The following is a 14,417-nucleotide window of genomic DNA, read 5'->3' on the forward strand; positions in this document are numbered from 1 at the left end:
TCGCCGGAAATCGGAACCCCGGATTTCTGTCACGTCGCCCTGCTCTCCATGGCGTCGCCGACCAACGCGCGGGCCCGGGACCACTGGGCCGCGACGGCGGCCAGTTCGGCGGCCTCGTCGGCCAGGCTGTCCCCGGTGGTGTGCAGCAGCGAGTGCGTGCCGGTCGGCGCCGCGCCCCGGGACTTGGCGGTGCAGGCGAGCGACAGCCGGACGGCGAGATCCAAAGCGTCGCGTTCCCGTTCGCTGCGAGCGGTCGCGGCGATCGTCGCGGTCAACCGCGGCGGTGGCGACGCGGCGTAGCGGGCGAGCAGCAGCGCGCTGTCGCGGATCTCTATCACGGTGCGATGCAACAGATACCGGCTCTGTCGCGCGCCCAACGGTACCGCGGTGCGATGCACGATCTCCGGGCAGGCGGCCGTCAACTCGGACCACAAGGGCTGCAAGCGCTTCCGGCGGCGGGACCAGGTGTCGAGCCCGACGAGTTCGAGCAGCCAGGCCACCGCGGGCATGCCGCCGATGCCGATGAACACCAAGGCCTGCAAGAAGATCGCGTCTCGATCGACCGCGATCTGCGCGTCGGTCAGCCAGTTGTCGCGTCCGACCGCGCGCTGTGCCGCGGCCACCAATGTCAGGGTCAGGATCAGGGCAACGGTGTAAGCCGTCGCCAATACCGCGATGTGCAGCGCGAATTCGCGTCGCTGCAACCGCTTCCCGATTTCCGCGGTGCAGACTCGGACGAAGAAGAACACCATCCAGTAGGACAACGGGGCCAACGCCAGCCAGAAGCCGAACTGTCCCCATCCTTCCTGCTCGTAGATCGCCTCCGGACGGGGGCCGTGCACCACGCCACCGCAGAGCAGTGCGATCGCGCACGACATCGCCGCTACGCCGTAGACGAGTGCGGGGGAATACGGGCGGTCCAGCATGGCCGCCGCCAACAGCAGGCTCGCCGCGGTGGCGAACATGAATCCGATTGCGCCACACTGGTAGATCAGTCCCTGATCGAGGCTACCTCCGGTGAGCGAGATGATCAGGTCGCGCAGGGTGGGTTCGTGGGTCAGCACGATCGCGGTGATCAACGCGAATTGCACGGTGATGCGCCGATCGATCAGTCTCGCGTGGAACCGGATCAGTCGAACCGGCAACAGCAACAGGGAGCACAGGGCAATGGGCAGAGTCACCGCCGTGGGCATCGCTACCGCCGCTCGACCACCGCGGCACCCGCCACGAGCGCGCGAGCCCGGGACCACTGGGCGGCGACGGCGGCCAGTTCGGCGGATTCCTCGGCCAGGTTGTTGCCTGCGTTGTGCTGTAGCGAGTAGGTGGCGGTCGGCGCGTCGCCACGGGTCTTCGCTGCGCAAGCACGCACCATGCGGACCGCCAGATCGAGGGCCGCACGTTCCGGATCGGTGTGCGCCGCCGCGGCGATCTCGGCGCGTAACGATGCCGGCGTGGGGGAGGCGTAGCGGGAGAGCAGGAGCAGGCTGTCCCGGATCTCGATCACGGTGCGATGCAGGAAGTAACGGCTGCGCTGTGGGCCGTCCGGGGTCGAGGCGCGATGCACGATCTCGGGGCAGGCAGCGGTGAGGTCGAACCACAAGGGCAGCAAGCGCTTTCGACGGCGCGACCACAGGTCCAGCCCGGCCGCGTCGATCAGCGAGGCCAGCACGGGGACGGCGGCGATGCCGAAGAACGGCAGGATCTGCACGAAGACGGCGTTGTGGTCGATGGCCAGATGCAGGTCCGTCACCCAGTTCTGGCGGCCGAGACCGCGTTGGACCGCGGCGATCAGGTTCAGGCTGGTGACGGCGAAAACCGAGCAGGCCGTGGCGAGCACCATGGCGTGGATGGCGCGCTCGCGGCGGTCGTGCTGCCGTTTGCGCATCTCGATCGCGCACACCCCGCCCAGGTAGCAGACCATCCAGTAGGTCATCGGCGCGAGTGCGAGCCAGAAGCCGAGCTGGCCCCACCCCGGACGCAGGTACATCGCGTCCGGGTCCGGCCCGTGCGCCAGTCCGTCGAGCCGCAGCGCCACCAGACTGGAAATCGCCGCCAGCCCGTAGACCACCGCGGCCGGCTGCGTGTGCCCGAACATCGCGGCCGCCAGCAGCAGGCTGGCGGCGACGGTGAACATGAAGCCGATCGCGCCGAACTGGTAGATCAGGCCGTTGCTCAGCAAGCCACCGGTCAGATCCGAGAGCAGTTGCCGCAGGGTCGGCTCGTGCGTGGTGGTGATCTCCGTGAGCATCGCAAGCAGGATGTTGTAGCGCCGGTCGACCAGTGTGTCGCGAAACCGGGCGAGCCGCAGCGCCAGCAGGAGCCAGGCGAAGACGGCGATCGGCAGGGTCACCGCCGTCGGTAAGAAAAAGTCCACCATCCCCCCGGCCCCTGCTCAGCGGCGGAAGATCGCGCGGCCGAGGACGGAACGGGAACGGGGAGTGTCGGTTTCGGACATCAGCAGGGAGGCGAAGAGTTCGGCCTGGCTTTCCAGCACGTCGTCGTAGTCGGTGCGGGCCAGCACGCGCAGCACGGTGTCGGTGTCCAGTTCGGTGAAGAGTTGCTCGACCATGCGGCGTTGCGCGGGCTGCGACACGTAACCGGTGTGGTCGAGCAGCAGATGCGCGATCTCATGCAGCACGATGTGGTCGGTGTGATAGCCCGAACTCGTCGCGTCGTAGGCGACCACGACGTTGTCGGGGCGTTCGATGACCACGCCGCACGGAAACCCGCTCGCCGTCAGTCCGGGTTGGGGCGAGAGCGTGATCGGTTTGCCGAGCAATTCTTCGATGTGCCGGATGAAGGCCGGCAGATGCCACGGCCGCGGCACTTCGAGCGAGGCCGCCAGCGTTCGGACATGGTCGAGCGCGGGATCTCGGTCAGCGCGCCTCATCATCGGTACATTTTCGGGCCGGACCGGGCCGCCTGTCCACTACACCCAGACGCCCTTGCCCACCGTGACCACACCGCCGTTGCTGACAGCAAATCGTTCGCGATCGCGCTCCAGATCGACGCCGATGATCTCGCCCTCGCCGACGACCACGTTCTTGTCCAGAATGGCCCGCCGGACCACCGCGCCCCGCCCGATCCGCACGCCGGGCATCAGCACGCTGCCCTCGACGGTCGCCCCGTCGTCGACCACGACATTGGAACTGAGCACCGAATTGCGCACGGTGGCGGCCGACAGGATGCTGCCCGCGCCGACGATGCACTCCTGGGCCAGCCCGCCCTGCGCGAATTTCGCGGGCGGCAGGTTCTCGGCGGCGCCGCGGATCGGCCAGTGCCGGTTGTAGAGGTTGAACACGGGGTGCACCGATACCAGGTCCATGTGCGCGTCGTAGAACGCGTCGATGGTGCCGACGTCGCGCCAGTAGCCGCGGTCGCGCTCGGTCGCGCCGGGCACCTCGTTGTCGGCGAAGTCGTAGACACTGGCCTGGCCCGAGGCGACCAGCGACGGAATGATGTCGCCGCCCATGTCGTGATCGGAGTCGGAGTTGTCGGCGTCGGCTTTGATCGAATCCACCAGCACCTTGGTGGTGAAGACATAATTGCCCATTGACGCAAAAGTGACATTGGGGTCGTCGGGCGTGCCCGGCGGGTGCGCGGGCTTCTCCAGGAACTGGGTGATCCGGCCGGACTCGTCGGAGTCGATGCACCCGAACGCGCTCGCCTCACTGCGCGGCACCCGGATTCCGGCGACCGTGACGCCCGCCCCGGAGTCGATGTGGTGGGCGACCATCTGTTCCGGATCCATCCGATACACGTGGTCGGCGCCGAAAACCACGATGTAGTCGGGGTCCTCGTCGAAGATCAGGTTGAGCGACTGCATGATCGCGTCCGCGCTGCCGGTGTACCAGCGGGGACCGAGGCGCTGCTGGGCGGGCACCGGGGTGATGTATTCGCCGCCGAACCCGGACAACCGCCAGGTCTGCGAGATATGGCGGTCCAGCGAATGCGACTTGTACTGGGTCAGCACGCATAATCGCAGAAAACCGGCGTTGACCAGGTTGCTGAGCACGAAGTCGATCAGTCGATACGCACCACCGAAGGGCACCGCAGGTTTCGCGCGGTCCGCGGTGAGTGGAAAGAGTCGCTTGCCCTCGCCACCGGCGAGCACGATCCCGAGTACGTGCGGCTGGCTCCTCACACCTGCCAAACTACCGGGTAACCGGCGGGCGAGTGGCCCCTGCGGAGTTGAACGTCTACTTTGAAGCGGGTGAGTTTCGGCACGGACACCGGGAGGTCGACCGTGGAACCCGGCGCACCGGACCGGCTTCGGGTCGCGATGCTGACTCGGGAATACCCGCCGGAGGTGTACGGCGGTGCCGGGGTGCATGTGACGCAGTTGACTGCGCAGTTGCGCCGGCTATGCGATGTGACCGTGCACTGTATGGGTGTCGCGCGCACCGATGCCGTGGTGCACCAACCGGATCCGCAGCTCTACGCCGCCAACGCCGCGCTGCAGATGATGTCGGCGCAGTTGCGCATGGCCGACGCCGCGGGCCAGGTCGACGTCGTGCACTCGCACACCTGGTACAGCGGCCTGGCCGGACATCTGGCGGCCACCCTCTACGGCATCCCGCACGTGCTGACCGCGCATTCGCTCGAACCACGGCGGCCGTGGAAGGCCGAGCAACTCGGCGGCGGCTACCGGCTCTCGTCGTGGTCGGAACGCAATGCGGTGGAGCACGCGGACGCGATCATCGCGGTGAGCGAGGGGATGCGCCACGACGTGCTGGACGCCTACCCGTCCGTCGACCCCGATCGGGTGCACGTGGTGCACAACGGGATCGACGCGAGCGTCTGGTACCCGGGGCCGGTGGCGGCGGGCGCGCGGCCGGTGCTGGCCGTGCTCGGCGTGCGGCCCGACCGGCCGATCGTCGCGTTCGTCGGCCGGATCACCCGGCAGAAGGGCGTCGGGCATCTGCTCGCCGCGGCCCGCGATTTCGATCCGGATATTCAGCTGGTGCTGTGCGCGGGCGCGCCGGACACCAAGGAGCTGGAGGCCGAGACGGCCGCGGCGGTCGAGGAATTGCAGCGGCGGCGCGGCAACGTCTTCTGGGTGCGCGAGATGCTGCCCACCGAACAGATCCGCCAGATTCTCGCGGCGGCCACGGTGTTCGTCTGCCCGTCGGTGTACGAGCCGCTCGGCATCGTCAACCTGGAGGCGATGGCGTGCGCGACCGCGGTCGTCGCCTCCGATGTCGGCGGCATCCCCGAGGTGGTCGCCGACGGCACGACCGGACGCCTGGTGCACTACGACCCGGCCGCGACCGAGGCCTACGAACAGGCCCTCGCCGCCGCCATCAACGAGGTCGCCGGCGACCCCGTGCTGGCCGCCGAATTCGGCGCGGCGGGCCGGTCCCGCGCGATCGCCGAATTCGACTGGTCCCATATCGCCACCCGCACCGTCCAGGTCTACGACCAGGTCCGCAAACTCTGACCTGCCGCGCGGCCATCCACGGAACCTGCACGCTGCTCCGGCCCCGCATCGAGCGGTGCGAAAAGATCACCCGGCGTGACCGAGAATCCCAGCGTCGCGACCGGGCGCAGGTGGCAGTGCCCGGGCGGCCGCGAGGCACAGCGTTGCGGGGCGTGCGAGTGGTGACTACATCGGGCGATAGGTGGAGACCAGGACCGAGGCGGTGACTTCGGTGGGGTCGGGGAGGGTGGCGACGGGGGAGTGTTCCGCGGTGGCGTGGTGTGCGGAGGGCCCCATGCCGACGACGTTCGCTATGTCGGCGTGGCCGAGTTTCATCGGGTACTCGACCAGCAGGCGGTCGGTGGCGGTGAAATAGCCGGACATCGCGGCGTCGAGTTTGCGGTCCTTGTCCGGATCGACGGTCACCATGGCGAGCGGGCCGATCAATTCGCCGAGATGGCGCTCGGTGGGAGTGACGACGACGAAGACGCCGTCTCGGGCCAGCACCCGCGCGACCTCCGCCGGGTTGCGCGGCGCGAACACCGACAGCACCGTGCGCAGGACGCCGTCGCGGACCGGTAACCCACGCCAGGCGTCGGCCAGCACCGCGGCGGCCCGCGGGTGGGCGCGCGCACAGCGCCGGGCGGCGGGCTTGGCCACGTCCAGCGCGATGCCCCGGGCCGCGGGCATGGCGTCGAGCGCCCCGGCCAGGTAGTAGCCGGTGCCCGCGCCTACCTCCAGCACCGTGGCGAGCGCATCCTCGTTCGGCTCGATGGCCGCTGCGGTCGCGGCAGCAATCGGCGCGAAATGTCCCCCACCCTGAAAGGCGGCACGCGCGTCCAGCATGGTCGCGGTGTCGCCGGTCATTTTGGTCGAGGCGCCCGTCAGCAGGCTGACATAGCCCTGCTTGGCAATGTCGAAACTGTGCCCGTGTCCGCAACGCAACGCCCGGCCGTGCGCCTCGAGACCGAGCGCGCATTCCGGGCAGGCCAGCAGATCGGCCACCTCATCGAGTGCCTGCTGGTTAGCTGGTGACACTCTTCAGTTCGTCGCCGAGTGCCGCGGCCTCGTCCGGCGTGAGTTCGACGACCAGACGCCCGCCACCCTCGAGTGGAACCCGCATGACGATTCCACGCCCTTCCTTGGTTGCCTCGAGGGGACCGTCCCCGGTACGGGGCTTCATGGCCGCCATCCTCTGCTCCCTCCAGATCTGCGCGATATGCTGCGCACTTTCTTGGAACTCCAGTTGTCACCAACCAGCGAGCTCGCCGGCATTTGGCGAGCTACACCCGTCCCATTCTTCCCTATCGCGGATGTGGACGGATACCTGAGTTCAAAAAGTGACCGGTCGGCCTGTGTCGGGCACCTCGCTACCGACCCAGCAATCGGCCAGGTGATCATCTACCATCCCGGTCGCCTGCATCAGTGCGTAGGCGGTGGTCGGGCCGACGAAACGGAACCCTTTCCGCTTCAATTCTTTTGCCAGAGCTACGGATTCGGGTGTGGTGGCGGGCACATCGGCACCCGTCGCGGGGCGCGGCCGGGGCGGCGGCGCGAACGACCACAGCAGCTTGTCCAGTCCGTTATCGAGTTCCCTGGCAACCCGGGCGTTGCTGATCGCCGCGTCGATCTTCAACCGGTTGCGGACGATGCCCGGATCGGCGAGCAGCCGGGCCACGTCCGCGTCGCCGAACTCGGCGACGCGCTCGATCGAGAAATCGGCGAACGCCGCCCGGAACGCGGGCCGCTTGCGCAGGATGGTGATCCAGGACAGCCCCGATTGGAACGCCTCGAGGCACAGCCGCTCGAACAGCGCGTCGTCGCCGTGCAGCGTCCGGCCCCACTCGTAATCGTGGTAATCGCGATAGAGCTTGGTTTCCAGCGGCCAGGCGCAGCGGACGCGACCGTCGTCCTCGGCCAGCTCGGCGGGGCTGGTCATTTCGGCTCGGGCGCGACCGGTGTCTGCCACCGTCCGGTGTTGGCTTGCGCCTCGGCCAGTTGGTGTTGCAATTCATCGATCCGGGCGGCCAGCCGGGCCAGTGCCCAGTCCACCTCGCCCGTCTTGTAGCCGCGCACCACCTGCTGGAAGCGCAGGGAGCGGACGTCGGCGCCGCTGATGCCCTCGGCGGGCAGCACGGTCGCGGTGGTCCCCTCCGGCAGCGGGCCCAGCTCCTCGGACCGGCCGAACACCGCACTGGCGAGCAGGAACAGCACCGCGGCCACCAGACCGACGATCAACACGTACAGCAGTAACGTGAGCATGCCGCAAGCTTATTGGCACCCGCCGACACCCGGCACGCGTCCTCGCGCGGGAATCGGACTTCGCGCTACCAGGGCCGGTGCCTACATATGCCGGGTGGTGTCGATGCCGAGGGACATGCCGGCGAGCCCGCGGCGCCGGACCGCGAGTTTGTCGGCGACCGCGAGCAGCGCCTTGGCGGCGGGGGTCTCCGGATCGCGCAGCACGATCGGGTTGCCTTCGTCGCCGGCTTCCCGCACGCCCTGCTCGATCGGGATCTGACCGAGCAGCGGCACCTCGGCGCCGACCGCGCGGGTCAGCCGCTCGGCGACCACCTGTCCGCCGCCGGCGCCGTAGAGCTCCATCCGGCTGCCGTCGGGCAGATCGAGCCAGGACATGTTCTCCACCACGCCGGCGATCCGCTGCCTGGTCTGCAACGCGATCGCGCCCGCGCGCTCGGCCACCTCGGCGGCCGCGATCTGCGGGGTGGTGACGACCAGGATCTCCGCGCCGGGGATCAGCTGGGCGATCGAGATGGCGATATCGCCGGTGCCGGGCGGCAGGTCGAGCAGCAGCACGTCCAGATCGCCCCAGAACACGTCGGCGAGGAACTGCTGCAGCGCCCGGTGCAGCATCGGGCCGCGCCACACCACGGGCGTGTTGCCCTTGGTGAATTGCGCGATCGAGATCATCTTCACGCCGTGCGCCTGCGGCGGCATGATCATCTTCTCGACCTGGGTCGGGCGGGCGTCGGTGCCGAGCATGCGCGGGATCGAGTGCCCGTAGATGTCCGCGTCGAGCACGCCGACCGAGAGGCCGCGGGCGGCCATGGCGGCGGCGAGATTGACTGTGACGCTCGACTTCCCGACCCCGCCCTTACCGGACGCGACGGCGTACACCCTGGTCAGCGAACCGGGCTGGGCGAAGGGGATGACCGGGTCGGCCGAGTCGCCGCGCAGCTGCTTGCGCAGATTGGTGCGCTGCTCGTCGTTCATCACGTCGAGCTCGACGGTGACCGCACCGACCCCGGCGACATCGGCGACCGCCCTGGTGACCCGCTGCGTGATCTCGGTGCGCAGCGGGCAGCCCGCCGTGGTCAGGTAGATCTCGACATGGACGTTGCTGTCGCTGCCGATCGCGATGCTCTTCACCATGCCCAGTTCGGTGATCGGCTTGCGGATCTCCGGATCGTCGACCTTCGCGAGGGCGCCCCGCACATCCGATTCCGTAACTACTGGCATGGCAGGAATTTTAGGCGTGTCAAATTTTGGGCAGATCCCCGGGCCGGGGTGCGACGCCGTTGGCGTAGGAGGTCTCCCAGGCCATGACGTTCGCGACGTAGGCCATCGAGTTGTTGTAGCGCAGGATCGCCTTGGACTGCTGAGACAGGTCGCGCATGTTCAAACCGCCGTCGCACAGGTACTTTCCGGCAGTCAGCGCCGCGTCGAAGAGGTTCTGCGGATCGGCGATGCCGTCGCCGTTGCCGTCGGCCGCGTAGTGCTTCCACGTCTGCGGCAGGAACTGCATCGGCCCGATCGCGCGGTCGTATCCGGCCAGGCCGTCCAGCTCGCCGTCGTCGGAATCGCGAATCACGTTGTTGCCGTAGAGCGATCCGTCGAGCACGGGCCCGTAGACCGGGGCGAGCGAATTGCCGTCGCCGTCGGCCTTGCCGCCGTAGTCGTGAGTGGACTCGACCCGCCCGATGCCGGCCAGCATGGTCCACGGCATATTGCACGTGGGGTTCTCGGCGCCGAGCACCCGCTCGGCGTTCTGGTAGGCGGCGACCGCGATGCCCGGCACGCCCATCGGCCCGGCGGGCAGCTCCGCCTTCTGCCTACCTTCCGGCAGCGCAACGGTTTTCACGATCGGCGGCGGTGCCACCCGCTGCTGCGCCATGGCGTGCATGACGAATTCGATCGGCTCCTCGCCGGGCTTGGCGCCCAGCGCGTTCTCATCCCCCGGGAGCTGCTGGACCGCCGCGGCGGCATGAGTCCCATTTCCCACATCGGACGCGGCGCCGACGGCCGTGAGGCCAGCGGGAACCAAACCGGTAAGAGCAAGAACCGAACTGCGCCGGATGGTGACAGTCGGTGGTTTTCGGTGACGCCCCACTGTGCGGTGACCCTCCAATGGCTCGTGTGAGCCCTTCGTGATCTGACGAAGAGAAGGCTACCGCATTCGAGACCTGTTTGTTACTCCTTCGTGACCTGTCCCGATGTGTATTTTCAGCCCTGGGGGGCAGGCAACGGGATCACGACACCGAACGGCAGCGTGATGCCGGGCGGCTGGGTCGGCGCGGCCGCGGGGGCCGGCGCGGGCGGCGGGTCACCCGCGACCGTGGGCGCGGACTCGACCGCGACCGTGGGCGCCGAATCCGGCCCCGGCTGGGCCTGCTCGGGCGCTTGCACCTGCTGCTGCGGCGCCTGGGTCTGCTGCTGGGCCTCCGGGCCGACGGGCGGCGTCGTGCAGACCGGTGCGACCGGCGCGACGGCCCGTTCCGGATGCGCCGGGTCCGCGGCCGGATCCGGGAGCGCCGGATCCTTGGGTGCCGCCACGCCCGCGCCGAAGGTCTGCTCGGGCGCGCCGGGCACCGCGACGGTCGGGGCCGGGTCGCCCGGGCGCGGCATCGGCGCCGGAACGGTCACCGGGTCGCAGGGGTTGAGTGGCTTCGGCGGCGGCGGGCAGAAGATGCCGCAGGGGATCGGGGGCAGGCCGGGGATGTTGATCATCACCTCGGTCGGCGTCGGCGCGGCCGGGGTGGTGGCGGTGGTTTCCGGGGCCGAGCGCGGCGACGTGTAGGTCACCTTCGTGGTGTCGACGGCCTGCATGTCCGCCACCTGGATCGGGGCGCTGCCCGGCGGGATGATGTCGGGGGCGATGGTCACCTGGGTCGGCGAGCCGCCGGTGCGGTACGCCGCCGCCCAGCTGAGCACGTTCGCCGCGTAGGCGGTCGAGTTGTTGTAGCGCAGCACGGCGCGCAGTTCCTGCGCCTGGTCGCGCAGGTCGAGCCCGCCGGAGCACAGATACTTGGCCGCGCCGAGCGCGGCGTCGAAGACATTGTTGGGATCGGAGACGCCGTCACCGTTGCCGTCGGCCGCGTACTGGGCCCAGGTGCCGGGAAGGAACTGCATGGGTCCGACCGCGCGCACGTAACCGCCGCTGGCGGCCTTGATGATCTCGTTGCCGGGCAGGGTGCCGTCCAGCGCAGGCCCGTAGATCGGGGTGACCGTGGTGCCCGCGGCATCGGTGCACCCGCCGCCGGCGTGACCCGATTCGATCCGGCCGATGCCCGCCAGCAGGCTCCAGGAAACCCCGCAACCAGGGGTCGAGGATTCCATCGCGAGCTCGGCGTTGCGGTACGCGGCGAGCACGATCTCCGGGATGCCGAGCGCCCCGCCGACCAGTGGGAGCGAGATCTCCTGCAGCGGGATCGTCCCGGCGAACGGCGCGGTGCCGTTGGCGGATGGTGTCATAGCTCGAAGTTTGCGGGGAACGTCCTGGGTGACCGGAAGCAGGCCGACTGTCCGAGACAGACCGGTCTGGCTTGCGCTGTCCGAGCTACCGGAATTTGCTGGGTTTGTGGACGCGGCCAACAAAGCCTCGGGAGCTTTGGGCGTGGTGCTCGAGGTGGCGAGGTTGGAGGCCGAGCCACTGGCTACAAGACCAGCGACGACCAGGGCCGAGACGGTTATCGGGGTAGAAATTCGCATTCGGCCACACCAATCCTCTACGTCGTGGAAGCGGCGTCGGTGGGGTGCCCGCGAGGGTCGGATGCCCGTCCTCGCCCAGTCCCTGGCCTGCCGCCGCTCAGGACAACGCTGTCCAGGTTACCCACCAGTCAGGTAGTTGTTCGCATTTCCAGCAGGTAGTTGTTACGTAATGCCGGTCAATCGTCAGCTACAGGCGGCGAAACCGGGATCGGAGCCTGCTTTCGGGCGGAGTTTTTCTTGCGTCTAGGCTTCTCGGCGCCTGCGCCTTCGATCCGATCGAGTATCTCCTTCAGCTCCTCCAATTCCCTGCGCAGATAGTCGCGAGTCGCCACTTCGCCCACCGCGATCCGCAGCGCGGCGAGTTCGCGGGCGAGAAATTCGGTGTCCGCCTTGGTCTGCGCGGCCCGCATCCGGTCTTCCTCCAGCGAGACCCGATCTCGATTGTCCTGCCGGTTCTGCGCCAGCAGGATCAACGGCGCGGCGTAGGCCGCCTGGGTCGAGAACGCCAGATTCAACAGAATGAACGGATACGGATCCCAGCGCAACGCGATGACCGAAACATTCAACACGATCCAAACAATTACGACGATCGTCTGAATGGCCAGGTAGCGGCCGGTGCCGAGGAAGCGGGCGACGCGTTCGCTGCTGCGCGCGAGCGCCTCGGCGTCCCAGTCGATCCGGAACCGGCCCTCGACCGGCGTCTCCAGCCGTTGCCGGGCGCCGCCGGGTTTTTCACTCATGTCCCGGTATCCCCTCGTGCAGCTCTTCCTGGTCGCGCCAGTCGTCGGGTAGCAGATGGTCCAGCACGTCGTCGACGCTGACCGCGCCGAGCAGATGGTTCTCGTCGTCCACCACCGGCCCGCAGACCAGGTTGTAGGTGGCGAAGTAGCGGGTCACCGCGGTCAGCGGGACGTCGGGCCGCAGCGGAGCCAGATCGGCGTCGAGAATGCCGCCGATCAGATGGGCCGGTGGTTCCCGCAGCAGCTGCTGGATATGCACTGAACCCAGGTATCTCCCGGTCGGGGTGGCGGTCGGCGGGCGGACCACGAACACCATCGAGGCCAGCGCGGGCGTCAGGTCCGGGTTGCGCACCCGGGCCAGCGCCTCGGCGACCGTGGTGGACGGGGTCAGAATCACCGGCTTGGGCGTCATCAGACCGCCAGCGCTGTACGGGGAATGCTCGAGCAGCCGGCGGACCGGTTCGGACTCCTCCGGGTCCATCAGCGCCAGCAGTGATTCGGCCTCGCCGACGGGCAGTTCGCCGAGCAGGTCGGCCGCGTCGTCGGGGTCCATCGCCTCCAGCACGTCGGCTGCTCGCCGCACCTCCAGCCGGCCGAGCAGGGCGACCTGCTCGTCGTCAGGGAGTTCCTGCACGACGTCGGCGAGGCGTTCGTCGTCCAGCGCGACGGCCACCTCCAGCCGTCGCTTCTCCGGCAGTTCGCGCAGCAGGTGCGCGACGTCGGCGGGCCGCATGCCCTCGAACTGCTCGAGCAGCTGGGTGACGTCCTGGCCGGGCCTGCCGATCTCGTAGGGCGTCAGCCCGGCGACATGAATCCAGTCCACCACGTGCACGGTCCGGCGGCGGCCGAGCCTGCGATGCCCGCGCACCGCGACCCGATTCACCCGCCAGTCCCTGGTGCGGGTCAGTTCGATGCCGAGATCGACCACGAAGACGTCCACCCCGTGCAGGTCGGGCAGGTCGGGATCTTCCACGCGCACCGACGAATCCACGATCTGCGCGAGAGCGAGCAACTCGCCCGGGCGTTGATTGAACCGGCGCAGGCTCACCGTGCCCGTATTGAGCGTGACCACCCCCGGCTCGATCGCCGTGACCCGCAGCATGGGCACGAAAATGCGGCGCCGGGTTGGTAATTCGACGACGAGGCCGTGCACCCGGGGCTGCTGGCGGTCGTAGCGGATGGCCACGACGACGTCGCGGACCCGGCCGATAGACTCGCCGTCCGGCCCCAACACCACCAGGCCGGCCAGCCTGGCGACGTACACCCTGGTAGCTGCCATGCTTGCCAGGCTAGAGGTTCGCGGCCGGGTGACGTACCCGCGCCACGATCGATGGGAGTGATCTTGAAGCCGCGCCGCTCGGTGCTCGCCTGTCCCGGCAGCAGCAAGAAAATGATCGACAAGGCCAAGGGGCTGCCCGTCGACGAGGTGTTTCTCGATCTGGAGGATGCCGTCGCGCCCGCCGCCAAGGCCGAGGCGCGCGCGAATATCGTGGCGGCGCTCAACGATTCCGACTGGGGCGCGCAACTGCGCGTGGTCCGGGTCAACGACTGGACGACTTCGTGGACCTACGCGGACGTGATCACGGTGGTCGAGGGGGCGGGCGCGCACCTGGACGCCATCCTGCTGCCCAAGGTCACCGACGCCGGTCAGGTCCGCGCCCTCGATCTGCTGCTCACCCAGCTGGAAAAGGTGTGCGGACTGGAACAGGGCCGGATCGGCATCGAGCCGCAGCTGGAGAACGCGCTCGGCCTGCGCAATATCGACGAGATCGCCACCGCGAGCCCGCGGGTGCAGGCGCTGGTGTTCGGTCCCGCCGACTTCATGGCCAGCCTCAACATGCGCACCCTGGTGGTCGGCGAGCAGCCGGAGGGCTACGACACCGGCGACGCCTATCACCACATCCTGATGACCATCCTGCTCACCGCCCGCGCGCACGGGTTGCAGGCGATCGACGGCCCCTACCTGCAGATCCGCGACGTGGACGGATTCCGGCGGGCCGCCGGGCGCACCGCGGCGCTCGGATTCGACGGCAAGTGGGTGCTGCATCCCGGGCAGATCGCGGCCGCCAACGAGATCTTCAGCCCGCGCCAATCCGATTACGACCGGGCCGAACTGATCCTGGACGCGTACGCCTACCACACCTCGGCCGAGGGCGGCGCCCGCGGCGCGGTCATGCTCGGCGACGAGATGATCGACGAGGCGAGCGCGAAGATGGCCCGGGTGATCGCCGACAAGGGCCGGGCCGCGGCAATGACACGGACCACGCGTTTCAGTCCACCCGGAAACCGGGCGGAATAGCAGAATAGAG

General features: G+C 68.7%; 15 protein-coding genes. 2 read left to right on the forward strand and 13 right to left on the reverse strand.

The features are described 5' to 3' along the window. Window positions 1-29: 29 nt before the first annotated feature. The 4 genes from TY25_RS40585 to glgC are packed head-to-tail and all read right to left on the reverse strand — an operon-like array spanning window position 30 to window position 4,144. Window positions 30-1,181, reverse strand: coding sequence for a DUF6545 domain-containing protein (locus tag TY25_RS40585; protein ID WP_146154144.1), 1,152 nt, complete (start codon window positions 1,179-1,181; stop codon window positions 30-32). 14 nt (window positions 1,182-1,195) lie between these two features. Next, complete coding sequence (locus TY25_RS15190) at window positions 1,196-2,377, reverse strand: DUF6545 domain-containing protein (protein ID WP_042256779.1); 1,182 nt, start codon at window positions 2,375-2,377, stop codon at window positions 1,196-1,198. Between the two features lie 15 nt (window positions 2,378-2,392). Further along, window positions 2,393-2,893: a hypothetical protein gene (locus TY25_RS15195; RefSeq protein ID WP_081868886.1), complete on the reverse strand. Its 501-nt coding sequence runs from the start codon at window positions 2,891-2,893 to the stop codon at window positions 2,393-2,395. A 36-nt stretch (window positions 2,894-2,929) separates the two neighbouring features. Next, entirely contained in the window at window positions 2,930-4,144 is a 1,215-nt protein-coding gene (gene glgC / locus TY25_RS15200) for a glucose-1-phosphate adenylyltransferase (protein ID WP_042256782.1), read from the reverse strand. Window positions 4,145-4,282: 138 nt separating this feature from the next. Here glgC and glgA point away from each other — a divergent pair, with 138 nt between their 5' ends. Then, window positions 4,283-5,440: a glycogen synthase gene (gene glgA / locus TY25_RS15205; protein ID WP_042256835.1), complete on the forward strand. Its 1,158-nt coding sequence runs from the start codon at window positions 4,283-4,285 to the stop codon at window positions 5,438-5,440. Window positions 5,441-5,605: 165 nt separating this feature from the next. Here glgA and TY25_RS15210 read toward each other — a convergent pair whose 3' ends face one another. The 9 genes from TY25_RS15210 to TY25_RS15245 form a co-directional block, all read right to left on the reverse strand. Then, window positions 5,606-6,457 (reverse strand): putative RNA methyltransferase, encoded by an 852-nt coding sequence (locus TY25_RS15210; RefSeq protein WP_042256783.1) that lies wholly within the window; start codon window positions 6,455-6,457, stop codon window positions 5,606-5,608. Further along, window positions 6,444-6,611, reverse strand: coding sequence for a DUF3117 domain-containing protein (locus TY25_RS41660; RefSeq protein ID WP_011211259.1), 168 nt, complete (start codon window positions 6,609-6,611; stop codon window positions 6,444-6,446). Before TY25_RS41660 ends, TY25_RS15210 begins: the two co-directional genes overlap by 14 nt. A gap of 141 nt (window positions 6,612-6,752) precedes the next feature. Beyond that, complete coding sequence (locus TY25_RS15215) at window positions 6,753-7,358, reverse strand: DNA-3-methyladenine glycosylase I (protein WP_042256785.1); 606 nt, start codon at window positions 7,356-7,358, stop codon at window positions 6,753-6,755. Beyond that, complete coding sequence (locus TY25_RS15220; protein WP_029902227.1) at window positions 7,355-7,681, reverse strand: DivIVA domain-containing protein; 327 nt, start codon at window positions 7,679-7,681, stop codon at window positions 7,355-7,357. The genes TY25_RS15215 and TY25_RS15220 overlap by 4 nt, the downstream gene beginning before the upstream one ends. Before the next feature lie 81 nt (window positions 7,682-7,762). Beyond that, a complete protein-coding gene (locus TY25_RS15225) occupies window positions 7,763-8,899 on the reverse strand; it encodes an Mrp/NBP35 family ATP-binding protein (RefSeq protein ID WP_042256787.1) in 1,137 nt (378 codons plus the stop codon). A 19-nt stretch (window positions 8,900-8,918) separates the two neighbouring features. Continuing rightward, a complete protein-coding gene (locus TY25_RS15230) occupies window positions 8,919-9,770 on the reverse strand; it encodes a lytic transglycosylase domain-containing protein (RefSeq protein ID WP_042256789.1) in 852 nt (283 codons plus the stop codon). Between the two features lie 113 nt (window positions 9,771-9,883). Further along, window positions 9,884-11,131 (reverse strand): lytic transglycosylase domain-containing protein, encoded by a 1,248-nt coding sequence (locus tag TY25_RS15235; protein WP_081868887.1) that lies wholly within the window; start codon window positions 11,129-11,131, stop codon window positions 9,884-9,886. Window positions 11,132-11,544: 413 nt separating this feature from the next. Beyond that, a complete protein-coding gene (locus tag TY25_RS15240; protein ID WP_042256793.1) occupies window positions 11,545-12,108 on the reverse strand; it encodes a DUF1003 domain-containing protein in 564 nt (187 codons plus the stop codon). Continuing rightward, window positions 12,101-13,387 (reverse strand): magnesium transporter MgtE N-terminal domain-containing protein, encoded by a 1,287-nt coding sequence (locus tag TY25_RS15245; RefSeq protein WP_042256794.1) that lies wholly within the window; start codon window positions 13,385-13,387, stop codon window positions 12,101-12,103. The genes TY25_RS15240 and TY25_RS15245 overlap by 8 nt, the downstream gene beginning before the upstream one ends. Before the next feature lie 51 nt (window positions 13,388-13,438). Between TY25_RS15245 and TY25_RS15250 the strand changes: the two genes are divergently transcribed. After that, window positions 13,439-14,407 carry an HpcH/HpaI aldolase/citrate lyase family protein gene (locus TY25_RS15250; protein WP_042256795.1) on the forward strand — a complete coding sequence of 323 codons (969 nt, stop codon included), beginning with the start codon at window positions 13,439-13,441 and terminating at the stop codon, window positions 14,405-14,407. Window positions 14,408-14,417: the final 10 nt, after the last annotated feature.

Origin of the sequence: Nocardia brasiliensis NBRC 14402, assembly GCF_000308475.2 — a bacterium.
Lineage (GTDB): Bacteria > Actinomycetota > Actinomycetes > Mycobacteriales > Mycobacteriaceae > Nocardia > Nocardia brasiliensis.